The following is a 25,529-nucleotide window of genomic DNA, read 5'->3' on the forward strand; positions in this document are numbered from 1 at the left end:
CCGTAACAACTCAACGCTCGGCGGGAGGAGTTCCGTAACAACTCAACGCTCGGCGGGAGGAGTTCCGTAACAACTCAACGCTCGGCGGGAGGAGTTCCGTAACAACTCAACGCTCGGCGGGAGGAGTTCCGTAACAACTCAACGCTCGGCGGGAGGAGTTCCGTAACAACTCAGCGCTCGGCGGGAGGAGTTCCGGAACAACTCAGCGCTCGGCGGAAGGAGTTCCGGAACAACTCAGCGCTCGGCGCGATGGGAGGGGGCGGGGAGGGGTGGTGAGCGGGAGCGCTATGCGGGGAGCTCGACGACGCGCGTGCCGGCCGGCCGCACCTCGGCGACGCCGCCGGTGAGGCCCGCGACGGCGGAGGTGAGGGCGCCGTCGTCGTTGCTCGCCAGGACGAGGGTCACCTGCTCGGCGTAGGCGACGTCGTCGACGGCGAAACCCAGCGCCCGCAGCTCGGACTCCACGCGGCCCGCGTCGGCGTGGGGGAGCGAGACCGCGTGGAGGCGGCTCTCGCGCTGCACCACCACCGGGGCCTCCTCGAGGGCCGAGCGGACGGCGTCGGAGTACGCACGTACCAGTCCGCCCGTCCCGAGCTTGACCCCGCCGAAGTAGCGGACGACGACGGCCGCAAGGTCGACCAGCCCGCTCCCGCGGAGCACCTCGAGCATCGGCATGCCCGCGGTGCCGGCCGGCTCACCGTCGTCGGAGGACCGCTCGACGAGGTTCGCCCCGGGGACCCGGACGACGAAGGCGGAGCAGTGGTGCCGGGCGTCGGGGAAGGCGTGCCGCGCCTCGTCGACCAGCGCGCGCGCCGCCGTCTCGTCGTCGGCACGGCGCAGCCACGTGATGAAGCGGGAGCGGCGGATCTCCAGCTCGGTCGCGGTGGTCACGGCGCCGGCAAGGGTGCGAACATCCATGGTGTGGCCATTGTGGACGCCCCGAAGGGGGCAATGTCACACCCGGCCGCGGCGTCCGGCATTGGACCCGGACGCCTGCGCCGTGGCACGCTATACGACGGCAATCGTCTCGACCACGAAAGGAGCGGCAGGGCAGATGGCAGTTCCGAAGCGCAAGATGTCCCGTAGCAACACCCGCTCTCGCCGGTCCCAGTGGAAGGCGGAGCCCACCACGCTCCAGACCGTCCGCGTCCAGGGCCGCGAGATCCAGGTGCCCCGGCGCCTGGCAAAGGCCTACCAGAAGGGCCTGGAGTTCGCAGACTGATCGCGTACTCACGCGTTGACGGCCGTCACCCCTCGGGGTGGCGGCCGTCTCGCGTTCCTGCGCGGTCCCACTCGAGCCAGGCGAGGACGTCGCGGGGCACGTCGCTGCTCGAGATCGTCGCCACGTGGCCGCGTCCCGGGTACGTGACGAGGGTGCTGCCGGCGATGCCCGCCGCGGTCTGCCGGACGGTGTCGAGCGAGAAGAACCGGTCCTCCTCCCCGGCGAGGAGCAGGACCGGCACGGTGATCCGCGAGAGGGCGTCCCACGCGTCGAAGGAGCGCTCGGCGTCGGCCTCGACGAGCAGGTCGCCCGGCGGCGTGGCCGACCCGGTGAAGAGCCTGCCCACCGGCCGGCCGAGGGCCTGACGCAGTCGGGCGTGACGAGCGTCGGGCAGGAGGTACTCGAGGAAGACGGCACCGGCCTCCGCGTCGCGCCCCTCGGCGCGCAGACGGGCCCACCGAGCGTCCACCTCCCTGCCCCACTCCTCGACCCGGGCCGCCGCCCCGACGAGGACGACGGCCCTCACGACGTCGGCGTGGTCGGCGGCGAGGTGCAGCGCGACGAGGCCGCCGTAGGACTGCCCGAGCACGACGTCGGCCGTGCCGCCCATCTCCTCGCCGACGAAGCGGGCGTGGTCGGTGGCCATGTCGGCCACCGTGTGGCCCGCGGGCATGTGCCTCGGCCGGGTGACGGTCCAGACGGTGAACCCGGCAGCGACGTAGGGCCGCAGCTCGCGCTCGCTGAGCCGGCCCATGAGCCCCTCCGGCAGGTCGCTCCCCGGGCCGCCGGGGATGCTGAGCAGTGACCGCGGGCCGTCACCGATGGCGAGGAACTCCATCCCGCCGGCGGACGTGCCGGTGCGGCGGGGGAGCGGCGGACTGCTCGGGCGGGCCGCGGCGATGACGCCGCCGGCGACGGCGGCCAGGACGGCGCCCACTGCCAGCTGTCTGCGAGCGGTCACGGGCCACCTCCTCGAGGGGCGCACCTGCGCTGGTGCGTGGAGCGGGTGACCAGAATCGAACTGGCACCATCTGCTTGGAAGGCAGAGGCTCTACCATTGAGCTACACCCGCGGGCGCGCCGGTCTCCCGGCGTGCAGACCCGAGTGTAACGCGCCGAGCGGGGTCCCCTACAATCGGCTCGCGGCCACCGGCCGACCGGGATGTAGCGCAGCTTGGTAGCGCATCCGCTTTGGGAGCGGAAGGTCGCAGGTTCGAATCCTGTCATCCCGACCCCCTGCCTGCGGCGGACGTCACGCCCCCGGGCTCCCGCGCCGTCGCGGGTCCCCGCAGCCGTGCTCTACGATGGAACGCGCCTGTGCGCACGTCCGTCTGCCTCGGTTCGCGAACGCACAGCACCCGCACTTCCCCCGCGCGGGGGCGTCCCATGGAACCGAAGAGTGGAGAGCATCGCAGTGAAGAGCGCCGTCGAGACCCTTGAGCCCACCCGGGCCAAGCTCACCGTCGAGGTGTCGTACGAGGAGCTCAAGCCGAGCATCGACCACGCCTACTCGCACATCGCCGAGCAGGTGAACGTGCCCGGGTTCCGCAAGGGCAAGGTCCCCGCCCGCATCATCGACCAGCGTGTCGGCCGTGCGGCCGTCATCGAGCACGCCGTCAACGACGCGCTGCCGGGCCTGTACCGCGACGCGGTCGCCGAGACCGGCATCAAGCCGCTCGGCCAGCCCGAGGTCGACGTCACCGAGGTCCCCAACCTCACCGGCGCGGTCGGTGGCCAGCTCACCTTCACCGCCGAGGTGGACGTGCGCCCCGAGATCACCCTCCCCGACCTGTCCACCTACGAGATCACCGTCGACTCCGTCGAGGTGAACGACGAGGACGTCGAGCAGCGTCTCGAGTCCCTGCGGGAGCGTTTCGGCACGCTCGTGGGCGTGGACCGCGCGGCCGCCGACGGCGACTTCGTCTCCATCGACCTCAAGGCGACCGTGGGCGAGGAGGAGGTCGACTCCGTCACCGGCACCTCCTACCAGGTCGGCGCGGGCACGATGCTCGAGGGCATGGACGAGGCCATCACTGGCCTGTCCGCCGGCGAGAGCACCACCTTCACCACCACCCTCGTGGGTGGCGAGCGCGCCGGTGAGGAGGCCGAGGTCACGGTCACCGTCAACAGCGTCAAGGAGCGCGAGCTCCCCGCCGCCGACGACGAGTTCGCCGAGCTCGCCTCCGAGTTCGACACGATCGACGAGCTGCGTGCGGACCTGCGTGAGCAGGTCGGCAAGGACAAGAACTCCAACCGCGCCGTCGCCGCCCGCGACCAGCTCCTCGAGCGCCTGCGCGGCGAGATCGAGTTCCCGCTGCCGAAGAACGCGGTCGACGCCGAGATCAAGGCGCACCTCGAGGCCGAGGGCAAGGCCGAGGACGACCCGCACGGCGAGGAGGTCCGCGAGGACACCGAGAAGGCCATGCGCGACCAGTTCATCCTCGACGAGCTGGCCCAGGCGCTGGAGGTGCAGGTCGGGCAGAACGAGCTCCTCGAGTTCCTCCTGTCCACCTCCCGCCAGTACGGGATGGACCCCAACGAGTTCATCCAGTCCGCCGGCCAGGCGGGCCAGATCCCGATCTTCGCCGGTGAGCTCGCGCGCAACAAGGCGCTGGCCGTCGCGCTTCGCAGGGTCAAGGTCGTCGACGGCGAGGGCAAGGACGTCGACCTCAGCGACTTCATCGGCTCCGACGACGACGACGCCGCGGCGGCACTCGCCGAGGCGGCCGCCGTCGCGGACGCCGCCGAGCCGGCCGCCGAGAGCGCCGAGTCGGGGGAGAGCGCGGACAGCGCCGACTCCGGCGACAGCGCCGACTCGGCCGACAGCGGCGACTCGGCCGACTCGGCCGACAGCGCCGAGTCCGCGCCCAGCGCCGACTGACTCGACCATCCGCAGGGCGGTGCCGACACGGCGCCGCCCTGCGGCGTACCCGGACCACGCCGGGTGCGCCAACAGCGAAAACACCCGTAAGGCGGCAGAGATGGGCCGCGGGCGGGGTTAGTGTCCTAAGAACATCGCCGCACGGCGGGTCTCCACGACCGCCGGTGCCCCGGACGACCAATGGGAGCGTGTACGTGAGCCACCAGCCTCGAGGTGCCCACGAGGGCAACAGCCTCGGCCTCAGCGACTCGATCTACCAGCGTCTCCTCAGGGAGCGCATCATCTGGCTCGGCACGGAGGTGCGTGACGACAACGCCAACGCCATCTGCGCCCAGATGCTCCTGCTCGCGGCGGAGGACCCCGAGCGCGACATCTTCCTCTACATCAACTCCCCGGGCGGCTCGGTGACGGCCGGCATGGCCATCTACGACACCATGCAGTACGTCCAGCCGGACGTCGCGACGGTCGGCATGGGCATGGCCGCCTCGATGGGGCAGTTCCTCCTCTCCTCCGGTGCCAAGGGCAAGCGCTACGCCACCCCCCACGCCCGCGTCATGATGCACCAGCCCTCCGGCGGCATCGGCGGCACCGCCACCGACATCCGGATCAACGCCGAGCTCATCCTCCACATGAAGCGTGTGCTGGCCGAGATCACCGCCGAGCAGACCGGCAAGACGGTCGAGCAGATCAACCGGGACGCCGACCGCGACCGCTGGTTCACCGCGCCCGAGGCGATGGAGTACGGATTCGTCGACCACGTCGTCGAGTCCGCTGCCTCCGTCTCCGGTGGCGGCGGGACGACCGGCAAGTAGCGGACCACGACGACCACCCAGGAGCACCAGTGAGCATCGAATCCCAGTTCATGGCCCGCGCCGGACGCCTCGACGGCTCCGCCCTCGCCGGAGGCCTCGCACCGGCCGCGCCGTCCGCGCGGTACGTGCTGCCCCAGTACGAGGAGCGCACCGCCTACGGGTACAAGCGTCAGGACCCGTACACCAAGCTCTTCGAGGACCGCATCATCTTCCTCGGCGTGCAGATCGACGACGCGTCGGCCGACGACGTCATGGCCCAGCTCCTCGTCCTCGAGAGCTCGGACCCCGACGGCCTCATCACGCTGTACATCAACTCGCCCGGTGGCTCCTTCACGGCGCTCACCGCGATCTACGACACGATGCAGTTCATCAAGCCGCAGATCCAGACCGTCTGCCTCGGCCAGGCGGCCTCCGCCGCGGCCGTGCTGCTCGCGGCCGGCTCGCCCGGCAAGCGGCTGGCGCTGCCGAACTCCCGCGTCATGATCCACCAGCCGGCGGTCCAGGGCGGCGGCTACGGCCAGGCCTCGGACATCGAGATCCAGGCGCGCGAGATCCTGCGGATGCGCGAGTGGCTCGAGGAGACCATCGCCCACCACTCCGGCAAGCCGGTCGAGCAGGTGCGCGAGGACGTCGAGCGCGACAAGATCCTCACGGCCGCCGAGGCGCTCGAGTACGGACTGGTCGACCAGGTCCTCGAGTCCCGCAAGGCGCAGGCCCCCGCGATCACCGCGTGAGCCACCCCCGCCGGCCGGGCGCGAGCCCGGCCGGCGGACCCCTGTCCCGGCCCCCCCCCCCCCCCCCGGACCCGTGTCCGGGCCACGTCCACGTATCGCCCGACACACCACGGCCCGGTGAGAAGACACGCGGGCCCGTCATGGTGTCCAATGGACAGTGACCCCACCGGTGAAGAGGAGTGAGCATGGCGCGGAGTGCAGAGGGTACCGATCTGCTCAAGTGCTCCTTCTGTGGCAAGAGCCAGAAGCAGGTCAAGAAGCTCATCGCCGGGCCGGGGGTGTACATCTGCGACGAGTGCATCGACCTGTGCAACGAGATCATCGACGAGGAGTTCGCCGAGGCCAGTGAGCTCGGCCTGGTCGACCTGCCGAAGCCGCGCGCGATCTTCGACTTCCTCGAGCAGTACGTCGTCGGCCAGGGGCCTGCCAAGCGCTCCCTCGCCGTCGCCGTCTACAACCACTACAAGCGGGTCCAGGCCGCCGAGAAGGCGCCCGCGTCCGACGACGTCGTCGAGCTGGCCAAGTCCAACATCCTCCTCATCGGCCCCACCGGCACGGGCAAGACCTACCTCGCCCAGACGCTGGCGAAGATGCTCAACGTGCCCTTCGCGATCGCCGACGCCACGGCGCTGACCGAGGCCGGGTACGTCGGTGAGGACGTCGAGAACATCCTCCTCAAGCTCATCCAGGCCGCCGACTTCGACGTCAAGAAGGCCGAGAAGGGCATCATCTACATCGACGAGATCGACAAGATCGCCCGCAAGAGCGAGAACCCGTCGATCACGCGCGACGTCTCCGGTGAGGGCGTGCAGCAGGCGCTGCTCAAGATCATCGAGGGCACCCAGGCCTCGGTGCCGCCGCAGGGCGGGCGCAAGCACCCCCACCAGGAGTTCCTCCAGATCGACACGTCGAACGTCCTGTTCATCGTGGCCGGCGCCTTCGCCGGGCTGGAGGACATCATCACCTCGCGCATCGGTCGCAGCGGCATCGGCTTCGGCGCCACGCTGCGCTCCACCGAGGTGGACGTCGACCCCTTCTCCGAGGTGCGGCCCGCCGACCTCCACAAGTTCGGGCTCATCCCCGAGTTCGTCGGCCGCCTGCCGATCGTCACGACCGTCTCCCCGCTGGACCGCGGCGCGCTCATCAAGATCCTCACCGAGCCGCGCAACGCGCTCGTGCGCCAGTACCAGCGGATGTTCGAGATCGACGGCGTGGAGCTGGAGTTCACCGAGGACGCCCTCGAGGCGATCGCCGACCTCGCACTCCTGCGGGGGACCGGCGCCCGCGGTCTGCGCGCCATCATGGAGGAGATCCTCCGCGAGACGATGTTCGACGTCCCCAGCCGCGACGACGTCGAGAAGGTCGTCATCACCGCCGAGGTCGTCCAGCAGAACGTCAACCCCACGCTCGTGCCGCGCGAGAAGAAGCGCCGTCCGCCTCGTGAGAAGAGCGCCTGACCCACCTGGGATGAGGTGCGGGTCCGCGCTTCGTGGACCACAGTAGACAGCACTGCACGCGAGACGAGTGAGGTGCTGTCACATGCAGATCGACTGGCTCACGAGCCTGGTTCCCAGTGGCGACGACGTCGTCACCGTCACGTTCGACGCCACGCGCGAGTCGGAGAACGGCTACCAGGCCGTGCTGACCCGCTGGCGCGACATCCGCCGCACGCTGGAGGGCCGAGGCGTGAGCGCCCGCACCCTCGACCACGTCGAGGAACAGGCGCGCGTCCCCACCCACGTCCCCGGCAAGCACGGTCGCACGATCGTGGCGGGGCCGGACGGCGTCGTCATCGACCGGGTGCTGCCCGAACCGCCGTCGGACGACACCGGCGTCGTGGGCCTCGACGTCGTGTCGCTGGCCAAGGTCGCGGACGGCACGGTCGCCTACCTGCTGGCCGAGATCGACCGCACGGGGGCCGATCTCACCCTGCAGCGGCACGCCGCCTTCGAGTACGAGACGGGGGGCGACGAGCTCGGCAGCGTCGAGGGCGACCAGGACGTCATCAACAAGGTGCGCCGCGCCGGGATGGCGACCCGACGCCTGCAGGCCCGCGCCGAGGACTCCTGGGAGCGCAACGCGGAGACCGTCGCCGTGGAGCTGGACCGGATCGTCACCGAGCGCCGGCCCGAGCTGCTGCTCCTCACCGGCGACATCCGGGCCGTCGCGCTCGTGCGCGAGCGGCTGGGCGCGGAGGCCGGGGCCATCGCCACGGTGCTCGAGGGCGGGTCCCGCGCCGCGGGCGTCAACGAGCAGGCCTTCGAGCGCAAGCTGCACGAGGTGCTCGAGGTCTTCCGGGTGCGCCGCCGCGAGGGGGTGCTCGACCGCTTCCGCCAGGAGCAGGGCCGGGACGGGACGGCGACGCAGAGCGTCGACGACGTCGTCACGGCGCTCTCCCGCGGCCAGGTCGCCGAGCTGCTCCTGCGGGAGGACACCACCGGCCGCAACTCCCAGCTGCGCCTCCGCAGCCTCTGGGCCGGGGACGGGGCCCTGGAGATCGCCACGACGCCCGCCCTCGTCGCCGACCTCGGCGTGAGCGAGCCGCGGGAGGTGCGCGCCGACCTCGCGATCGGCCGGGCCGCCGCGGAGCAGGCGGCGGGTGTGACGATCGTCGACGAGGCGGCCGCCGAGCTCGTCGACGGCGTCGGTGCGCTGCTCCGGTGGCGCGACGCCTCGACCCCGAGCGAGCACGCCTACAAGGTGAGCGGGGACAACGCCCGCTCCTGACCTCAGCCCGGCGGCGCCGTCCCACCGGGGGCGGCGCCGTCGGCGTGTCTGGGGGCAGCCGGGGTCGTCGGGGCGTGGCCCGGACGGTCGTGACGTTCTCCTCAGGTCCGAGGGGCAACCGGTGCGGTGCGCGAGCCAGGGTCGGGCCGTGCCCCTCGCTCCGCCCGCACGGCCGCTCGGGAGGCGAGGGCCCATCCCCACACCAGCGGCAGCAGCGCGTTGCCCAGGGACGTCACGCTCGAGATGACGACCATCAGGGGGAGGAAGAGGACGAGGAGAGCCGCGGTCGTCCGGGGCCGGAACCCGCGACGCAGCAGGAGGACGCCGAGGGCGATGCCGCTGCCGGCGATGACCAGTGCAGCGGCCATGCCGACGACGAACATCTGGTCCGTCCACGGGGTGAAGTACTCACCGACGACGGAGAGTGTCATCGTCACGTAGGCGGCCAGCGTGACCAGCCACAGCCGCCGCTCGGCACCGCCGGGGCGCCGGCGCCGGTACACGAGGTAGGCGGCGGCCGTGAGGGCGACGCAGACGGGGGCCCAGACCTTCCCGTAGGTGAGGTAGACGGTCCACCCGTCGGCCCAGTCGAGCAGCGGCCGCAGGGTCCGGGTGGCGGGCTCGGCCCAGGCGCGAGCGAGGGGGGACGCGGCGAGATCGTCCGGATGTACCTGGAAACGGGCGAGCGCGTGCAGCTGACCGACGACCGTGCCCAGGACGGCCATGGTCCAGGCGGCGCGGTTGATGCGTTGTGCGGTGGTGGGGCTGATGTCCATGACTGCTCCTCGGGCCGGACTCCGGCGTCGACATGATCGCCACTACCGACCGTAGGAACGGCCGGGAGGGCCGTCGTCGTCACTGAGGACGAGCTGCCGCTGGCCGGCAGGACGGGTCGTCCGCCCCGCGTCCTCCTCGAGGAGGACGATGCGTCCCCCCGGCGGCGGTACGGTCGCGATGTGGCGCGCAGGAGCTGGGCCTTCGACATCGCACTCGCGGTGGTCGTCGGCGTGGCCGGCCAGCTCGAGGCGTGGTGGGGGACCGGCGCGACGCACCGGCAGGGACCGCTGTGGGCGCAGGCCCTCCTGTACGCCGTGAGCGCGGCCCTGCTCGTCGGGCGCCGGGTGAGTCCGCTCGGCTGCCAGGCGGCGATCCTCGCGGTGAGCGTCGTCGTGTTCGTCGCCTACGGGGCACCGGAGGGGACCGGGGTCGCCCTGCCGTCCGCGATCGCCGCCTACACGGTCGGCAGGCTCGTGGAGGCCCGCCGGGCGTGGTGGAGCCTTGTCCTGGCCACCGCGTACTGGGCGGCGTGGTCCGGTCTCGACCCGCTCAACGAGGGGGCGTCGGTCGCGGAACGACTGGGCACCATCGTCTGGATGTCCCCGATCGTCATCGCGTGGCTGGTCGGGGCGCTGCTACGGCTGTCGACGGTCAACAGGGAGCAGCGCCGCGCCGCGCTGCTGCAGCGGGAGGCGCAGGCCGTCGCGCAGGAGCGCAACCGGATCGCGCGCGAGCTCCACGACGTCGTGGGGCACAGCGTCAGTGTGATGACGGTCCAGGCGTCGGCGGTTCGCCGTCGACTCACGCCGGACCAGGCGGTGGAACGGGAGGCGCTGGAGGCCGTGGAGGTCACCGGGCGGGCGGCGATGGCCGAGATGCGCCGGCTGGTCGGCGTCCTGCGCCACGACGGCGACGGCACCGACCTCATGCCGGCTCCCGGCCTCGGTCGGCTCGATGGCCTGGTGGAGAAGGTCCGAGCCGCGGGCCTGCAGGTCTCGGTGTCGGTGACCGGCACCCCACGGGCGCTGGCGCCGGGTCTGGACCTCACCGCCTACCGCCTCGTCCAGGAGGGGCTGACGAACACCCTGCGCCACGCGCGGGACGCCCACGGGGCCGACGTGTCGATCCGCTACGGGGCGGACCACGTCGAGGTCGCCGTCCGCGACGACGGGACGTCGGAGCAGGCCGCCGAGCCGGGCAACGGCCTGGTCGGCATGCGGGAGCGTGTGGAGCTCTACGGTGGCTCGCTCGTCGCCGGACCGTGCGCGCACGGCGGGTTCGAGCTCGTCGCGACACTTCCGGTCGGCCCGACGTGAGCTCCCCGACCGCGGCCCGGCCCCCCGAGCCGATCAGTGTCCTGGTCGTCGACGACCAGGCCCTGGTACGAGCGGGGTTCCGGCTGATCCTCGAGATCGAGCCGGACATCACGGTGGTCGGTGAGGCAGCGGACGGGGCGCAGGCCGTGTTGCAGGCCGCCGCGCTGAGGCCGGACGTCGTGCTCATGGACGTGCGCATGCCGGTCGTGGACGGGATCGCCGCGACCCGCCAGATCGTCGCCTCCGGCAGCGGCGCACGGGTGGTCATGCTCACGACCTTCGACATGGACGAGTTCGTCTTCGCCGCCCTGCGGGCCGGGGCGAGCGGGTTCCTCCTCAAGGACGTGCAGCCGGAGCTGCTCGTCTCCGGCATCCGTGCGGTGCGGGCCGGTGAGTCGCTGCTGGCACCGACCGTGACCCGCCGCATGATCGAGCTCTTCCTGCAGCGGCCGCGACCGGTCGACGTCCAGGCGCGAGCGAACCTCGCGACCCTCACCCCCCGCGAGTACGAGACCCTCCGGATGCTGGCGCGGGGCCTGACGAACGCGGAGATGGCCGCGGAGATGTTCGTGTCGGAGACGACGGTGAAGACACACGTCGGTCGGGTGCTCATGAAGCTCGCTCTGCGCGACCGCGTGCAGGCGGTGATCTACGCCTACGAGACAGGCGTCGCACCCGGTCACGACGTGTGACGTCGCGCGCGAGGTCCGGGTGCAGGAGCTCGGCGTCCACGGCGCGGCCACGCTGCCGTCGCCCGGCACGTTGCACCTAGGATCGGGCCATGAGCGAGACCATCCCGGCCGAGCTGGCGAGCGCCCGCGGCACCATCGACAACATCGACGCCGCCCTCATCCACCTGCTCGCCGAGCGCTTCAAGTGCACCCAGCGGGTGGGGCACATCAAGGCGGACCTCGGGCTGCCGGCGTCGGACCCCGGCCGTGAGGCCGAGCAGATCCGGCGCCTGCGTGGCCTGGCCGAGGAGGCCGGGCTCGACCCGGTCTTCGCCGAGAAGTTCCTCTCCTTCATCGTCCAGGAGGTCATCCGCCACCACGTGGAGACGGCGGAGTCGCGCCAGTCCGAGTAGGGCGGCGAGGACCGGGCGTGGCTCAGGTGCCGTAGATGTCGTTGATCTCGCGCTCGAAGTCCGCCAGGACCTTGGCCCGCTTCACCTTCTGGCTGGGCGTGAGGTAGCCGTTCTCCATGGTGAAGTCGGTCGTGAGGACGTTGATCTTGCGGATCGACTCGGCCCGGGAGACCGCCTCGTTGGCGCGCGTGACCGCGCGGTCGAGGGCGGCGAGGACCCGCTCGTCCGTGGCGGCCTGCTCGACGTTCATCGCGGGCAGGTCGTGGTTGGCGAGCCAGCCGGGCAGCATGTCCTCGTCGAGCGTGACGAGCGCGCCGATGAAGGGGCGACCGTCGCCGACGACGACGACCTGGGAGACCAGCGGGTGGCCGCGCAGCCGGTCCTCGAGCACCGCGGGCGCGACGTTCTTGCCGCCGGCCGTCACGATGATCTCCTTCTTGCGGCCGGTGATCCGCAGGTAGCCGTCGGAGTCGAGCTGGCCGAGGTCACCGGTGACGAACCAGCCGTCCTCGGTGAAGGCCTGCGCCGTCGCCTCGGGGTTGTCGTGGTAGCCGCGGAAGACGTGGTCGCCCTTGACGAGCACCTGGCCGTCCTCGGCGATCGCCACGCGGGTGCCCGGGTAGGGCGGTCCGACCGTGCCGATCTTCGTGAGGCCGGGACGGTTGACGGTCGTGGGGGCGCCGACCTCGGTGAGCCCGTAGCCCTCGAGGACGCCGACGCCGATCCCGCGGAAGAAGTGGCCCAGCCGCTCGCCCAGGGGGCCGCCGCCGGAGATCGCCCAGTCGAGGTTGCCGCCCATGGCGGAGCGGATCTTGCCGTAGACGAGCCGGTCCGCCAGGGTGCGCTGCGCCTTGAGCGCCGCGGAGGGGCCACCGTCGGACTCCAGGGCGCGGGAGTAGGTGATCGCGACCTTCGCGCCCCACCGGAAGATGCGCTGCTTGGCGCCGGAACCGGCCTTGGCGTCGGCGGAGTTGTACACCTTCTCGAAGACGCGGGGGACGGCGAGGAGGAAGGTCGGCTTGAAGGCGTCGAGGTCCGCGACGAGGTTCTTCGCGTCCGGGACGTGGCCCATCGTCGCGCCGGAGTAGACGCAGAGGATCTGGACGAAGCGCGCGAAGACGTGCGCGATCGGCATGAACAGCAGGGTCCGCTTGTCCGGGCCGCGGACGACGCCGGAGAAGTTCGGGTCGTCGCTGCCGTTGACGACGAGGCTGACGAAGTTCCCGTGGGTCAGCTCGACGCCCTTGGGCCGTCCGGTGGTGCCGGAGGTGTAGATGATCGTCGCGAGGCTCGACATGTCGGCGGCCTCGGAGCGCTCGGTGACCCGGTCGGCGGGGACGTCGGCGCCGTGGCCGATGACGGTCTCGATGGCGTTCTCGTCCAGCACGAGCACCCGCTCGAGGTGCTCGAGCCGCTCCACCATGGGCTGGAGCATGGCCGCCATCCCGCGGGTCTCGGCGAAGACGACGCGCGCACCGGAGTTCGACACGATCCACTCGGCCTGCTCGGCGGAGGAGGTCTCGTAGATCGGCACGGGCACGGCGCCGGCGGACCAGGCCGCGAAGTCGAGCAGCGACCACTCGTAGCTCGTGTGCGCCATGATCGCCACGCGGTCACCGACCTCGACGCCCAGGCCGATGAGGCCCTTGGCGACGGCGGTGACCTCCTCGGCGAAGGTCTGCACGCTCACCGGGACGAACTCGGTGCCCAGGGAGGACTTGCGCTCGAAGATGACCCCGGCGGGGTCGCGGGCCAGCCGGTCGGCCAGCACCCAGGGCAGGGACATGTGCGGCTCGAGCCGCCCGACCCCGGGCGTGCTCGCCTCGGGACGCTGCTCGTTCATCGGTCGATCCTCTCGCCGGGAGCTGGCCCCGGGTGCTCGGTCGTGCGGCGGCGGGCGCGCCCGCCGCGTGGGCTGGTCAGCGCGTCTTGGCGGGGGGCTCGTCGAGCTCGTGGGCGCCGACGACGGCGTCCTCGAGGTCGGTGCGGCCCATGACCTCGAGGTCACCGCGCACCCGGCCCGCGGCGCGCAGGTCGGCGAGCGCGTGGCCGATGCGGTCGACGTCGGAGGCGGGCAGCTCCAGGCGCACCCGGGCGAAGGTCGTCCGCTGGGACACCTTGGCCTCGGACTTCACCTTCCGCAGGGCCGCGAGGGCCTTGCCGGTGGCGTGGAGGAGTGCGGGGTCCGCGTCGGTCACGGCCTGGCGCAGCGGCGCGGCCGAGGGCCACGGAGCCGCGTGCACCGAGCCGCTGCGCCACCAGCTCCACACCTCCTCGGTCGCGAAGGGCAGGAACGGGGCGAGGAGACGCAGGACGACGTCGGTCGTCACCGCGAGCGCGGTCCTGGCCGAGGCGACCTCGGTCGGGGTGTACCCGGCCGCGGTGGAGCCGTAGGCGCGGTCCTTGACGAGCTCGAGGTAGTCGTCGCAGAAGGTCCAGAAGAAGGTCTCGGTCAGCTCCAGGGCGCGGGTGTGGTCGTAGCGCTCGAGGGCCGTCGTCGCGCTCTCGACGACGTCGGCGAGCCCGGCGAGGAGCGCGCGGTCCAGCGGCTCGGTGACCGCGGAGACGTCGAGGCTGGCCGGGGTGTCCCCGCCCATCGTCAGCGCGAACTTCGAGGCGTTGAGGACCTTGATCGCCAGGCGCCGGCCGATCTTCATCTGGCCGGTGTCGAAGGCCGCGTCGGTCCCGAGGCGCGCCGATGCCGCCCAGTAGCGGACGGCGTCGGCGCCGTGCTCCTGGAGCAGGCCGAGCGGCGTGACGACGTTGCCCTTGGACTTCGACATCTTCTTGCGGTCCGGGTCGAGGATCCACCCGGAGATCGCGGCGTCACGCCACGGCAGGGAGTCGAACTCGAGGTGGGCGCGGACCGTCGTCGCGAACAGCCACGTGCGGATGATGTCCTGGCCCTGCGGGCGCAGGTCCATGGGGAAGACCCGGGAGAACAGGTCCTCGTCGCGCAGCCACCCGCCGGCGATCTGCGGGGTGAGCGAGGAGGTGGCCCAGGTGTCCATGATGTCGACCTCGCCGACGAAGCCGCCGGGCACGCCGCGCTGGTCCTCGGTGTAGCCGGCCGGCACGTCGATGCTCGGGTCGACGGGGAGCAGGTCCTCCGACGGCGTGAGCACGCGCTCGTGGTCGACGTCGCCGTTCTCGTCGACGGCGTACCAGACGGGGATCGGGACGCCGAAGAAGCGCTGGCGGGAGATGAGCCAGTCGCTGTTGAGGCCCTCGACCCAGTTGGAGTAGCGCACCCGCATGAAGTCGGGGTGGAAGCCGAGCTCGCGCCCGCGCTCGAGGAGCGCCTCGCGCAGGTCGCGGCCCTGGGAGTCGGTGCCGGGACGGCCGCCGTTGCGGATGTACCACTGGCGCGAGGTGACGATCTCGAGCGGCTTGTCGCCCTTCTCGAAGAAGTTCGTCTTGCGCTGGGTGGCGATCGGCTCGCCGTCGAGGTCGCCGCTGGCGCGGAGCGCCTCGACGAGCTCCTTGCGGGCGGTGAAGGTCGTCTTCCCGGCGAGGGACTCGGTCCACAGCTCGCGGGCGGCGGCCTGCTCGAGCCACTCGGGGGCCTCGGCGAGCAGGCGGCCGTCGCGGCGGATGACGGGCCGGGTGGGCAGGTCGAGCTCGCGCCACCACTGGACGTCGGTGAGGTCGCCGAAGGTGCAGCACATCGCGATGCCGGCGCCCTTGTCCATCTCGGCGGCCGGGTGCGCGAGCACCGGGATCTCGACCCCGAAGAGGGGGGAGCGGACCGTGGTGCCGAAGAGGGGCTGGTAGCGCTCGTCGTCGGGGTGGGCGATGAGGGCGACGACGGCGGGCAGCAGCTCCGGGCGCGTCGTCTCGATGTAGACCTTGCCGTCCGTCACCTGCTCGAGCCCGGCGCCGGCGGCCGGGTCGGTGAGGTGGAAGGCGACCCGGTGGTAGTGGCCCGGGTAGTCGCGCGCCTCGAGCTCGGCCTGGGCGACGGCGGTCTGGAAGGTGACGTCCCACAGTCCCGGCGCGGCGGCCTGGTAGGCCTCGCCGCGGGCGAGGTTGCGCAGGAACGCGGCCTGCGCGACGAGCTGGGACTCGCGCCCGATGGTCTGGTAGTGCAGCGACCAGTCGACGCTCAGGCCGAGGTGGCGCCACAGCGCCTCGAACTGCTTCTCGTCCTCCTGGGTGAGGCGCTCGCACAGCTCGACGAAGTTGCGACGGGAGATGGGCTGCTGGTCGGCGGCCTTGACGCTCTTGCCCTCACCGCCGTCGTGCGGGGGCACGAAGTCCGGCACGTAGGGGAGGGTGGGGTCCACGCGCACGCCGTAGTAGTTCTGGACGCGACGCTCGGTGGGCAGGCCGTTGTCGTCCCAGCCCATCGGGTAGAAGACGCGCTTGCCGGTCATCCGCTTGTAGCGGGCCACGACGTCGGTGTGCGTGTAGGAGAACACGTGGCCGACGTGGAGGGAGCCGGAGACGGTGGGCGGCGGGGTGTCGATCGAGTAGACCTGCTCGCGGGTGGCGGTGCGGTCGAAGGCGTAGGTGCCCTGCTCGGCCCAGCGCTCGTCCCACCTCTCCTCCAGGCCGTCGAGGCTGACCTTGTCCGGGACGGAGGCGGCGGACAGCGGGGCGGCGGGGGTGGGGTCGAGCGCGTCGGTCATGGGACCAGATTGTTCCACGCCCCCGGGGCGGTGGGCTCATCCGTCCGTGCCGGTGCGGGCGGGCGAGGGGCCGGGCACACCTGACAGACTGGTCCCATGGACCTCACGATCGGGTACGCGGCCGCGCTGGAGCAGTTCCACCCCACCGAGGTGGTGGAGATCAGTGCACTGGCCGAGGAGCACGGCTTCTCCGGCGTCATGGCCGCCGACCACTTCCAGCCCTGGACGCCGTCGCAGGGGCAGGCCGCCTTCGTGTGGAACGTCCTCTCGGCGCTGGGTGAGCGCACCCGCGGGGACCTCGGTCCGGGCGTCACCGCGCCGACCTTCCGCTGGCACCCGGCGATGGTCGCGCAGGCCTCGGCCACCCTCGCGGCGATGTACCCGGGGCGGCACTGGCTCGGCCTGGGCTCGGGGGAGGCACTCAACGAGCACGTCACCGCCGGCTACTGGCCCGAGGCGCCCGAGCGCATCAACCGGATGTTCGAGGCCATCGAGATCATCCGCAAGCTCTTCACGGCCTCGCTCGCCGGCAAGGACACCAAGCACTCGGGCACCTTCTACAAGCTCGAGTCGACCCGGCTGTGGACGATGCCCGAGGAGGCACCGCCCATCTACATCGCCACCGGAGGCCCGGTGACCGCGCGCCGCGCCGGCAAGCACGCCGACGGCCTCATCACCGTGGGGGCGCCGCTGGAGAAGATCTCCGGGCTCTTCGACAAGTTCGCCTCCGGCGCGCGCGAGGTGGGCAAGGACCCCGAGACGATGCCCAAGATCCTCCAGCTGCACATGTCGTGGGCACCGACGGACGAGGAGGCGCTCGCGAACGCCCTGGACCAGTGGCCCAACGGCGGGATGAAGTTCCCCAAGGCCGACATCCGCTCGCCCTTCGACTTCGCCGCCATGGCCAAGCTCGTGCGCCCGGAGGACTTCGAGGGGCGGATGGTCATCTCCGCCGACCCCGACGTCCACCGCGCGGAGATCCAGAAGTACGTCGACCTCGGCTTCGACCGGATCTACCTCCACAACGTCGGGCGCAACCAGCGTGAGTGGGTCGAGGTCTTCGGCCGCGACGTCCTGCCCAAGCTCGCCCGCTGATGCTGCTCGCCCAGGCCGTCGAGGGCCTGCCCCCGGTCACCGGCGGGGACGACCTCGCCGCCGTCGTCGCGCCCGCCCTCCGGGAGCTGGTCTGGCCCGACGGGAGCACCGGCGTCGCCGAGGGGGACGTCGTCGTCGTCGCGAGCAAGGTCGTGGCCAAGGCGGAGCGACGGCTCGTCGCCGCCCGGACCCGCGAGGAGCTCGAGGCGGCCATCGCCTCCCAGACGGTGCGGGTCGTGGCCGAGCGGCCGCGGCCTGACGGGTCGACGCTGCGGATCGTCCAGACCCCGCAGGGCCTGGTCATGGCCGCCGCCGGGGTGGACTCCTCCGACGTGCCGCTCGGCACCGCGCTGCTCCTGCCGGAGGACCCGGACGAGTCGGCGCGCCGGCTGCGCCGCGGGCTCGACGCCCGCCTGGGTGTGCGGCCCGGCGTGGTTGTCACCGACACGGTGGGGCGGCCGTGGCGCGAGGGCGTGGCCGACATCGCGATCGGCGCGGCCGGCGTCGTCGTCCTGCAGGACCACCGGGGACGTCGCGACGGGTACGGCCGCGAGCTGCGGATGACGACGATCGCCGCCGCCGACGAGATCGCCGCGGCCGCCGAGCTCGTCAAGGGCAAGGCCGACGGCCGCCCGGTGGCCGTCGTGCGCGGGCTAGCCCACCTCGTGACGACCGAGGACGGCGACGGCGCTCGCGTGCTCGCCCGGTCCGCGGCCGAGGACCTCTTCCGCGAGGGCTCCGCCGAGGCCTACGCCCGCGGCCGGGCCGACGCCCGGGCGTAGGCCCTTCGGGCAGCCGGCCAGCCGGCCGTGCGGGTGGCTCCCGCACGGCTCAAGGCCTGATCAGCACCTTGAGCGCCTCACGCGAGTCCATCAAGCGGTACGCCTCGGCGATGTCACTCAGCGGGAGCTCGCGGTCGAAGACCCTGCCCGGCTCGATGGTGCCGTCGAGGACCTGGGGGAGGGCGGCCTCGATGTACGCCCGGACCGTGGCGGGCCCGCCGGTCAGTGTCGCGTTCTTGCCGAACAGCGAGGCGAATCCGACCGGAGCCTCCTCGTATTGAGGGACGCCGACGCGGGAGATGACCCCGCCGGGACGGACGACACCGTAGGCCTGCTCGTAGGCGGGCATGTGGCCGACGGCCTCGATGACGACGTGGACGCCTTCACCGCCGGTGATGGCGAGGACCTTCGCGACGCCCTCCTCACCGCGCTCGGTGACGACGTGGGTCGCCCCGAACTCGCGGCCGAGGGAGGTGCGGTCCTCGTGGCGGCCCATGAGGATGATCGTGTCCGCGCCGTGCTGCTTGGACGCGAGCACCGCGGACAGGCCCACGGCTCCGTCGCCGATGACCGCGACGGTCCTGCCCGCTCGCACGCCTCCCTTGTGCGCGGCGTGGTGCCCGGTCAGGTAGACGTCGGACAGGGTGAGGAGCGACGGCATGAGCGCCTCGTCGGTGCCTCCCGGGACGACGACCGCGGTGCCGTCCGCCTGCGGGACCAGCAGCTTCTCGGCCTGGGTCGCCGACGGTGCGCCGTCGAAGAACCCGCCGTGCACGCAGGACGTCGTCACCCCGTCGCGACAGAAGACGCACGTGTTGTCGGACCAGGCGAACGGGACGATCACGGTGTCCCCGACGGTCAGGCGTGTGACGTCGGAGCCGATCTCCTCGACCACGCCGATGGCCTCGTGCCCCATGCGGCGTCCCGCGGAGGTCTCCTCGAGGGAGTGGTACGGGTGCAGGTCCGACCCGCACACGCAGGCGTAGGTCACCCGGACGATCGCGTCCGTCGGTGCCTGGAGGACGGGATCGGGAACGTCCTCCACGCGGACGTCGCCGGCCTTGTACATCACGGTTGCTCGCACTGGGCGTTCCTCTCGTAGCGGTGCTGAGTCGTGGACGGGCGTGCCCGGGCCGGCTGCCGTGAGCCGCCGGGCCTGCGGATCGTCACCGGTCCAGCAAACCCGGGTCGCGACTGTCGAGGGAGTCACTGGCGGAAGGTGTACTGACAGGGAACCCCGTGCCCGCGAGGACGGTCCTACTGTGGTTCGCATGGACAACAAGGCGGAGGTACGGGAGTTCCTCATGACGCGCCGCGCGCGGATCTCGCCCGCCGACGTCGGCCTGCCAGCAGGCGTCAACCGGCGGGTGGCGGGCCTGCGGCGCACCGAGGTCGCCATGCTGGCCGACGTGAGCGTGGAGTACTACGCGAAGCTGGAACGCGGTGATATCGCGGGTGCCTCGGCCGGCGTGCTCGAGTCCCTCGCACGGGCGTTGCGTCTGGACGAGACCGAGCGCATGCACCTCCTCGACCTGGCGCGCTCGGCCGACGGGATCCCCACGTCCGGCCGGGCACGTCGTCGCGCCACCCCGCAGCAGCCCGCCCGCGCCGGTCTGCAGCGGACGCTCGACGCGATCACCGGCGGGCCCGCCTTCGTCCGCGACCGCCACCAAAACCTCGTCGCGACGAACGCCCTGGGCGCGGCCTTCTACTCACCGGTGATCGGCACCAGTGGACGCGCGCCGAACCTCGCACGCTTCCAGTTCCTCGATCCGGCGTCCCGCGACTTCTACCCGGACTGGGACCTGTTCGCGCAGATGTGCGTGGGCATCATGCGTGTCGAGGCGGGCCGCGACCCGCACGACCGTGCCATGCAGGATCTCGTGGGCGAGCTGACCACCCGGAGTGAAACCTTCGCGAGACTGTGGTCGGCGCACGACGTCCGCACGCACGGGACGGGGACGAAGCGTTTCCACCACCCGGTCGTCGGCGCGCTCACCGTGCTCTACGAGGAGCTCGCGGTCACCGCCGAGGACGGACTCCGGCTGATCGTCTACACGGCCGAGCCCGGGTCGCCGACGGCGGAGCGACTCCAGCTGCTCGCGAGCTGGTCAACCGCGGTGCCGGCAGCAGCGCCGACGGCCGTCGGGGACCACCCGCACCCCTCCATCCGCGCAGAGGACGCCACATGACTCTCTCCGACCTCATCGCCGCTCTCGACGCAGGCGAGACCATCATCGGCGGCTCAGCCGCACACGCCGTGATGCTCGAGACCAGTCAGGAAGCACTCCGGACCGCCGGTGAGCTCAACACGGGCTACCACGAACCGGCGCAGGTGCGGCAGCTCCTCGCACGGCTCATCGGGCGTCCGGTCGACGAGTCCGTCACCCTGTTCCCTCCGTTCACCGCGGACTTCGGACGCAACATCTCGCTCGGCAAGCGCGTCTTCATCAACTCCGGGTGCCGGTTCCAGGACCAGGGAGGGATCACGATCGGCGACGACTGCCTGATCGGCCACAACGCTGTCATTGCCACCCTCCAGCACGACATCGACCCCGCTCGACGCGGCGACCTCACGCCGTCGCCTGTCGTCGTCGGGCGCAACGTGTGGCTCGGGTCCAACGTCACCGTCCTCCCGGGAGTCACCATCGGCGACGACGCGGTCATCGGTGCCGGCTCCGTCGTCACGAGGGACGTCCCCGCCGGGTCCGTCGCCGTCGGCTCCCCGGCGCGCGTCGTCCGCGGCATCAGCGACGACGGCGGCCGGTCGGCGTCGGCGTCGTCGCTCCAGTAGCACCGGCTTCAAGGCTCGGAACGCGCGCGAAGACGCACGGGGCCGCGACAGGCCGACGACACGCCGAGCGTGTCGTACGTCCGGTCCTCGGGTGACCACGCGTGTGGCAGGGTCAGGCCCGCTCGTAGACGAGCATCTCGCGCCCACCGACCGTGACGCGCTCGGCCTGCACGTCGTAGACCCCGGAGACGAGCTCCTCGGTGAGGACGTCGGCCGGCGGTCCGGCGGCGACGACCCGCCCCGCGTCGAGCACGACGACGTGCACGCAGTACCGCAGGGCGTGGTTGAGGTCGTGCAGCGCGGTGAGCACCGTGACCCCTGTGGCCGCGAGCTCGCCGGCGAGGTGGAGCACGTCGAGCTGGGCGGCGACGTCGAGGTGGTTGGTCGGCTCATCGAGCAGGAGCAGCCGCGGCGTCTGCGCCAGGGCCCGCGCCAGGTGGACGCGCTGGCGCTCTCCGCCGGAGAGCGTGGCGACGTCGCGGCCCTCGAGCTGCGCGGCCCCCGTGCGCCCCAGCGCCTCGCGGGCGAGGGCGACGTCGTCGCTCGAGTCCGCGGACCACGTCGGCCGGTGCGGGGTCCGGCCCAGGAGGACGACGTCGAGGACGTCGAGCGACACGGGCGCGCTCGAGTCCTGCTCGACGAGCGCGAGCTCACGGGCGCGGGCGCGGCGGGAGAGGTCAGCGAGCTCGCGGCCGTCGAGGAGGACCGTGCCGTGGTCCGGTTCCAGCGCCCCCACGAGCAGCCGCAGCAGCGTCGACTTCCCCGACCCGTTGGGCCCGACGACGGCGCTCACCTCACCGGGCGGCAGCTGGGCGGCCACATCGCGCAGCACCGGCGTCCCGCCCAGCCGCAGGCCGAGCCCGCCGACCGTGAGGGTGACGGCGTCCGTGCGAGCGCCGGTGCGCGCGGCCCCGCTCACAGCCGGCTCCGGCGCAGGAGGACCGCGAAGACCGGCGCCCCGATGGCGGCGGTGAGGATCCCGACCGGCAGCTCCCGCGGCTCGAAGACCGTGCGGGCCGCGGTGTCGGCGAGGAGGAGGAACAGCGCACCGACGAGCGCGGCGACCGGCATGACCCGGTGGTTGCGCGAGCCCAGCACGAGCCGGACGGCGTGAGGGACGACGAGACCGACGAAACCGATCGACCCGCACACCGACACGAGGACGGCGGTGAGGAGCGTGACGACGACGAGCAGCAGCCACCGCTCGCGCCGCACGTCGACGCCCAAGGACGAGGCGGACACGTCCCCGAATGCGAAGGCGTCCAGCACCCGCGAGCGCGAGGCGAGCAGGCCTCCGAGGACGACGGTCCCGCCCAGGGCCAGGGCGGTCTCGGGCCACGTGATGCCGCCGAAGGAGCCGAGCAGCCAGGACAGGATCTCGCGGTAGGAGTCGCCCGTCGCGGACCAGAAGATGACGAAGCTGACGAGTGCCGAGCAGGCCTGCCCGACCGCCACGCCGGCCAGCACGGTCCGCACCGGCGGCAGGCCCCCGCCGCGGGCCGTGGCGAGGAGGAGCGTGAGGACCAGCGCCCCGACGGCGCCGACGAAGGCGGCCACCGGCAGCAGCACGCTCATCCCGAGCACGAGGACGCCCACCGCGCCGAGGGAGGCTCCGGAGGAGACGCCGAGGAGGTAGGGATCGGCCAGCGGGTTGCGCACGACCGCCTGCATGACCGTGCCGGCCACCGCGAGCCCGGCGCCGACGCTCGCCGCCGCGACCACCCGCGCGCCGCGGCCCTGCCACACGATGGCGTCCTGGATCGCGGTGAGCGGGTCGGCCGCGCAGCTCACCGAACCGGGCGCGAGCGCCGAGCACACGTGGTGCCACGCCGAGCCCCACACCTGCCCCACCGTGATGGAGGCCGGGCCCACGGTCACCGCCCAGCTCATCGCGAGGAGGAGCAGCGCGAGGAGCCCGAGGAGCCCGCCGGCCAGGGCCAGACGGCCCGACCGGTGCCCGCCCACCCGCGGGACGGGCGAGCCGGTGGCCGGTGCGCGGCGGTCGAGGTCGGTCACGGCGCGAGCTCGCCGATCTGCCGGGTGAGGTCGGCGACGGCGGAGACGTTGCGCACGCCCGCCTCCGTCGCGGCGAAGGGCACGGTGAGGTAGCGGCCCTCCTGGACGGCGGGCATGGCCGCGGTGACGGGGTTGGACTCGAGCACCTCGATCTTGTGCTCGGCGGTGTTCCAGGCGGAGTCGACGAGGACGAGGACGTCCGGGTCGCGGTCGGCGACGGCCTCCCACGACAGCGAGGTCCACGTGTCCTCGACGTCGGCGGCGACGTTCGTCAGCCCGGCCGCCGCCATGATCATCTGCGGCGCCCCGATGCCGGCGCCGACGAAGGGGGTGTCGGAGCCGGAGGAGTACCAGAGGGCGCTGAGGCCCTCACCGGTCGGTGTCACGGCCTCGAGGTCCGCGCGCTGCTCGGCGACCAGGGTCTCGGCCTCCTCGGGCACGCCGAGCACCCGGCCGACCTCCTCGATCTCCGCGAACACGTCCTCGAAGGTCAGCGGGTTCGGCTGGTGGGCCGGGTCCTGGCAGGCGGAGGGGGAGACGAAGGTGGAGACCCCGAGCTCCTCGTAGCCCGCGCGCTCGCCCGCGCCGTCGTCGGACAGGTTGGACTCCCACCCGGCGTAGACGAGGTCGGGGGCGAGTTCGAGCACCGACTCACGGGAGGGGTTGCGCTCGGCGAGGACGGGCGGCGGCGTCACGCCGTCGGGCAGGGGACCGTCGGAGAAGGCCGTGCCGACGATGCGGTCGCCCGCGCCCAGCGCGATGACCATCTCGGTGGCCGAGGACTTGATCGTGACGATCCGCTCCGGTGGTGCGTCCAGGGTCGTCTCGGTCCCGCAGCTCGTCACGGTCACCGGGAACCCGGCCGCGGACGACGACGGCGCAGCACTCCCGCCGTCGTCGCCGGTCGTGGCGTCCTCGGCCGGGGCGGCCGAGCAGGCGGTGAGGACGAGAGCGAGCGCGCCGAGGACGGCGGCACGGCGGGGCAGGGGCACGCGTGACTCCAGAGCAGGAGGAGATGAGCTCTGCGCAGTCACAGCGCCGCGCGCGGACCGTGGGCCCAAGGTCGAGGCCCGCCACCGGGCGTGGCCCGGGGTCCGCGGTCCAGCCTACGCCCCGTACCCCCGGGTGGGCGCAGCTAGGTCCGGGCCTTGCTCTGCCTGGCGTCGTCGGTCATGTCCTCCAGCTCGCGGCCCTTGGTCTCGGGCACCTTCCACAGGACGAAGAGCAGGGAGAGGAAGGCGAACGTGGCGTAGAGCCCGTAGGCGAGGCTGAGGCTGATCTCCGACAGGGTGGGGAAGGTCGTGGAGACGACGAAGTTCGCCACCCAGTTGATCGCGGAGGCGACCGAGACGGCGGTCGCGCGGATCTTGTTCGGGAACATCTCCCCGAGCATCACCCACATGATCGGGCCCCACGTCGCGCCGAAGGACACGACGAAGAGGTTCGCGGCGACGAGCGCGACGGTGCCCCACGGCTGGGGCAGGCTGACGTCCTCGCCGCTGCCCTGCGCCTGGGAGAACGCGACGGCGAGCGTCCCGAGGGTCACGGCCATGCCGATGGAGCCCCCGATGAGGAGCGGGCGGCGGCCCACCTTGTCGACGAGGAGGATCGCGACGATGGTGACGAGGACGTTGGTCACCGAGGTGATGACCGACGTCGTCAGGGCCTGGCTCTCGTCGAAGCCGACCGAGCGCCACAGCGACGTCGAGTAGTAGAAGATGACGTTGATCCCGACGAACTGCTGGAACACGGCGAGCGCGATGCCGACCCAGACGATCGGCTTGAGGCCCATCGACGCCCCGCGCAGGTCGCCCAGGCTCTCCTTGGCCTCCCGCTTGAGCGAGTGGTGGATCTCCTTGATCTTCGTCGCGGTGTCCTTGACGCCGGTGTACTTCCGCAGCACCTCCGCGGCCTCCTCCTCCCGGTGCTGGTCGACGAGGTAGCGCGGGGACTCGGGGATCGTGAGGGCGAGCAGCCCGTAGATGGCGGCCGGGATGGCCTCGGCCAGGAACATCCAGCGCCACGCCTCCTGGCCCAGCCACAGCTCCTCGGCGGCACCGCCGGCGACGTCGGCGAGGAAGGCGTCGGAGAGGAGCGCGGCGAAGATGCCGAGGACGATCGCCAGCTGCTGGAGCGAGCCGAGCCGGCCGCGGACGTCCGCGGGGGAGACCTCGGCGATGTAGGCCGGGGCGATGACGGAGGCGGCACCGACACCGAGACCGCCCAGGGCGCGCCACGCGATGAGGTCCCAGGTGCCGAAGGCGAGGCCCGAGCCGATCGCCGAGACGAAGAAGAGGGCGGCGGCGATGACCATGACGCGCACCCGGCCCTGGCGTGAGGCCATCGGGCCGGCCAGCCACGCTCCCACCACGCAGCCGAGCAGCGCGGAGGAGACCGCGAAGCCCTGGAGGAAGCCGCTGATGCCGAAGTCCTCGCTCATCGCGTCGATCGCGCCGTTGATGACGGCCGTGTCGAAGCCGAAGAGGAACCCGCCCATGGCCGCCGCCAGGCTGATGCCGAGGATGCGTCCGTTCATCGTGCTGCCGCTGTCGCTCATGGCCCTCTCCTCGTCGCGCCGTCCGGTCACCGGGACGCTAGCGCCCAAAGCCCAGGTCGGCGCGGGGAGAGGCGCCACCGAGTCCTGGGGGCCGGGGGGGGG

At 72.2% G+C, this 25,529-nt stretch carries 23 protein-coding genes and 2 tRNA genes; 14 read left to right on the forward strand and 11 right to left on the reverse strand.

The features are described from left to right. Nucleotides 1–285 precede the first annotated feature (285 nt). Nucleotides 286–918, reverse strand: a complete 633-nt coding sequence (locus H9624_RS00005) for an IMPACT family protein (RefSeq protein WP_251837884.1) — start codon at nucleotides 916–918, stop codon at nucleotides 286–288. Nucleotides 919–1,054: 136 nt separating this feature from the next. On the opposite strand from H9624_RS00005, the gene rpmF reads away from it, so the two are divergent. Then, nucleotides 1,055–1,222 (forward strand): 50S ribosomal protein L32, encoded by a 168-nt coding sequence (rpmF, locus tag H9624_RS00010; protein WP_110853715.1) that lies wholly within the window; start codon nucleotides 1,055–1,057, stop codon nucleotides 1,220–1,222. A gap of 25 nt (nucleotides 1,223–1,247) precedes the next feature. Here rpmF and H9624_RS00015 read toward each other — a convergent pair whose 3' ends face one another. Beyond that, nucleotides 1,248–2,183, reverse strand: coding sequence for an alpha/beta fold hydrolase (locus tag H9624_RS00015; RefSeq protein WP_251837885.1), 936 nt, complete (start codon nucleotides 2,181–2,183; stop codon nucleotides 1,248–1,250). A 37-nt stretch (nucleotides 2,184–2,220) separates the two neighbouring features. Beyond that, nucleotides 2,221–2,294: transfer RNA gene (locus tag H9624_RS00020), tRNA-Gly, on the reverse strand. Nucleotides 2,295–2,379: 85 nt separating this feature from the next. Here H9624_RS00020 and H9624_RS00025 point away from each other — a divergent pair. From H9624_RS00025 to H9624_RS00050, 6 genes are all read left to right on the forward strand, one after another. Next, nucleotides 2,380–2,453: transfer RNA gene (locus H9624_RS00025), tRNA-Pro, on the forward strand. Between the two features lie 167 nt (nucleotides 2,454–2,620). After that, the gene (gene tig / locus H9624_RS00030) at nucleotides 2,621–4,102 is read left to right on the forward strand and encodes a trigger factor (protein ID WP_251837886.1); all 1,482 of its coding nucleotides are present in this window, start codon (nucleotides 2,621–2,623) and stop codon (nucleotides 4,100–4,102) included. Between the two features lie 194 nt (nucleotides 4,103–4,296). Beyond that, complete coding sequence (locus H9624_RS00035) at nucleotides 4,297–4,914, forward strand: ATP-dependent Clp protease proteolytic subunit (RefSeq protein ID WP_193311508.1); 618 nt, start codon at nucleotides 4,297–4,299, stop codon at nucleotides 4,912–4,914. 29 nt (nucleotides 4,915–4,943) lie between these two features. Next, nucleotides 4,944–5,648, forward strand: a complete 705-nt coding sequence (locus H9624_RS00040) for an ATP-dependent Clp protease proteolytic subunit (protein WP_152193042.1) — start codon at nucleotides 4,944–4,946, stop codon at nucleotides 5,646–5,648. 185 nt (nucleotides 5,649–5,833) lie between these two features. Beyond that, nucleotides 5,834–7,105: an ATP-dependent Clp protease ATP-binding subunit ClpX gene (gene clpX, locus H9624_RS00045; protein ID WP_251837887.1), complete on the forward strand. Its 1,272-nt coding sequence runs from the start codon at nucleotides 5,834–5,836 to the stop codon at nucleotides 7,103–7,105. A gap of 82 nt (nucleotides 7,106–7,187) precedes the next feature. Beyond that, nucleotides 7,188–8,375, forward strand: a complete 1,188-nt coding sequence (locus H9624_RS00050; protein WP_251837888.1) for a baeRF2 domain-containing protein — start codon at nucleotides 7,188–7,190, stop codon at nucleotides 8,373–8,375. Nucleotides 8,376–8,476: 101 nt separating this feature from the next. Here H9624_RS00050 and H9624_RS00055 read toward each other — a convergent pair whose 3' ends face one another. Continuing rightward, nucleotides 8,477–9,151, reverse strand: coding sequence for a hypothetical protein (locus H9624_RS00055; RefSeq protein WP_251837889.1), 675 nt, complete (start codon nucleotides 9,149–9,151; stop codon nucleotides 8,477–8,479). A 180-nt stretch (nucleotides 9,152–9,331) separates the two neighbouring features. Here H9624_RS00055 and H9624_RS16730 point away from each other — a divergent pair, with 180 nt between their 5' ends. The 3 genes from H9624_RS16730 to H9624_RS00070 all read left to right on the forward strand — a co-directional run bounded on the left by H9624_RS16730 (nucleotide 9,332) and on the right by H9624_RS00070 (nucleotide 11,552). After that, nucleotides 9,332–10,468: a sensor histidine kinase gene (locus H9624_RS16730; protein ID WP_251837890.1), complete on the forward strand. Its 1,137-nt coding sequence runs from the start codon at nucleotides 9,332–9,334 to the stop codon at nucleotides 10,466–10,468. Then, nucleotides 10,465–11,160, forward strand: coding sequence for a response regulator (locus H9624_RS00065; RefSeq protein WP_251837891.1), 696 nt, complete (start codon nucleotides 10,465–10,467; stop codon nucleotides 11,158–11,160). Before H9624_RS16730 ends, H9624_RS00065 begins: the two co-directional genes overlap by 4 nt. Nucleotides 11,161–11,249: 89 nt before the next feature. After that, entirely contained in the window at nucleotides 11,250–11,552 is a 303-nt protein-coding gene (locus H9624_RS00070; RefSeq protein ID WP_251837892.1) for a chorismate mutase, read from the forward strand. A 22-nt stretch (nucleotides 11,553–11,574) separates the two neighbouring features. Here H9624_RS00070 and H9624_RS00075 read toward each other — a convergent pair whose 3' ends face one another. Together H9624_RS00075 and valS are read right to left on the reverse strand one after the other, a co-directional pair. Beyond that, on the reverse strand, nucleotides 11,575–13,395 hold the full coding sequence (locus H9624_RS00075; protein ID WP_251837893.1) for an AMP-dependent synthetase/ligase: 1,821 nt from the start codon (nucleotides 13,393–13,395) through the stop codon (nucleotides 11,575–11,577). A 76-nt stretch (nucleotides 13,396–13,471) separates the two neighbouring features. After that, on the reverse strand, nucleotides 13,472–16,183 hold the full coding sequence (gene valS, locus H9624_RS00080) for a valine--tRNA ligase (RefSeq protein ID WP_251837894.1): 2,712 nt from the start codon (nucleotides 16,181–16,183) through the stop codon (nucleotides 13,472–13,474). A gap of 96 nt (nucleotides 16,184–16,279) precedes the next feature. On the opposite strand from valS, the gene H9624_RS00085 reads away from it, so the two are divergent. Both H9624_RS00085 and cofE read left to right on the forward strand, forming a co-directional pair. Beyond that, entirely contained in the window at nucleotides 16,280–17,278 is a 999-nt protein-coding gene (locus H9624_RS00085; protein WP_251837895.1) for a TIGR03557 family F420-dependent LLM class oxidoreductase, read from the forward strand. Beyond that, nucleotides 17,278–18,060 (forward strand): coenzyme F420-0:L-glutamate ligase, encoded by a 783-nt coding sequence (gene cofE, locus H9624_RS00090; RefSeq protein ID WP_251837896.1) that lies wholly within the window; start codon nucleotides 17,278–17,280, stop codon nucleotides 18,058–18,060. Before H9624_RS00085 ends, cofE begins: the two co-directional genes overlap by 1 nt. Before the next feature lie 49 nt (nucleotides 18,061–18,109). Here cofE and H9624_RS00095 read toward each other — a convergent pair whose 3' ends face one another. After that, on the reverse strand, nucleotides 18,110–19,129 hold the full coding sequence (locus tag H9624_RS00095; protein ID WP_286010685.1) for a zinc-binding dehydrogenase: 1,020 nt from the start codon (nucleotides 19,127–19,129) through the stop codon (nucleotides 18,110–18,112). Nucleotides 19,130–19,331: 202 nt separating this feature from the next. Between H9624_RS00095 and H9624_RS00100 the strand changes: the two genes are divergently transcribed. Continuing rightward, complete coding sequence (locus H9624_RS00100) at nucleotides 19,332–20,252, forward strand: helix-turn-helix transcriptional regulator (RefSeq protein ID WP_251837898.1); 921 nt, start codon at nucleotides 19,332–19,334, stop codon at nucleotides 20,250–20,252. Then, the gene (locus H9624_RS00105; RefSeq protein ID WP_251837899.1) at nucleotides 20,249–20,854 is read left to right on the forward strand and encodes a sugar O-acetyltransferase; all 606 of its coding nucleotides are present in this window, start codon (nucleotides 20,249–20,251) and stop codon (nucleotides 20,852–20,854) included. The genes H9624_RS00100 and H9624_RS00105 overlap by 4 nt, the downstream gene beginning before the upstream one ends. Nucleotides 20,855–20,966: 112 nt before the next feature. On the opposite strand, the gene H9624_RS00110 is transcribed toward H9624_RS00105, so the two are convergent. The 4 genes from H9624_RS00110 to H9624_RS00125 all read right to left on the reverse strand — a co-directional run bounded on the left by H9624_RS00110 (nucleotide 20,967) and on the right by H9624_RS00125 (nucleotide 25,427). Further along, nucleotides 20,967–21,773: an ABC transporter ATP-binding protein gene (locus H9624_RS00110; RefSeq protein ID WP_251837900.1), complete on the reverse strand. Its 807-nt coding sequence runs from the start codon at nucleotides 21,771–21,773 to the stop codon at nucleotides 20,967–20,969. Next, nucleotides 21,770–22,870 (reverse strand): iron chelate uptake ABC transporter family permease subunit, encoded by a 1,101-nt coding sequence (locus H9624_RS00115; RefSeq protein ID WP_307784901.1) that lies wholly within the window; start codon nucleotides 22,868–22,870, stop codon nucleotides 21,770–21,772. The genes H9624_RS00110 and H9624_RS00115 overlap by 4 nt, the downstream gene beginning before the upstream one ends. Then, entirely contained in the window at nucleotides 22,867–23,856 is a 990-nt protein-coding gene (locus H9624_RS00120) for a putative F420-0 ABC transporter substrate-binding protein (RefSeq protein WP_286010687.1), read from the reverse strand. Before H9624_RS00120 ends, H9624_RS00115 begins: the two co-directional genes overlap by 4 nt. A 149-nt stretch (nucleotides 23,857–24,005) precedes the next feature. Beyond that, a complete protein-coding gene (locus H9624_RS00125; protein ID WP_251837902.1) occupies nucleotides 24,006–25,427 on the reverse strand; it encodes a sugar porter family MFS transporter in 1,422 nt (473 codons plus the stop codon). Between the last annotated feature and the right edge of the window lie 102 nt (nucleotides 25,428–25,529).

This window comes from Oceanitalea stevensii, assembly GCF_014837105.1.
Taxonomy (GTDB): domain Bacteria; phylum Actinomycetota; class Actinomycetes; order Actinomycetales; family Actinomycetaceae; genus Oceanitalea; species Oceanitalea stevensii.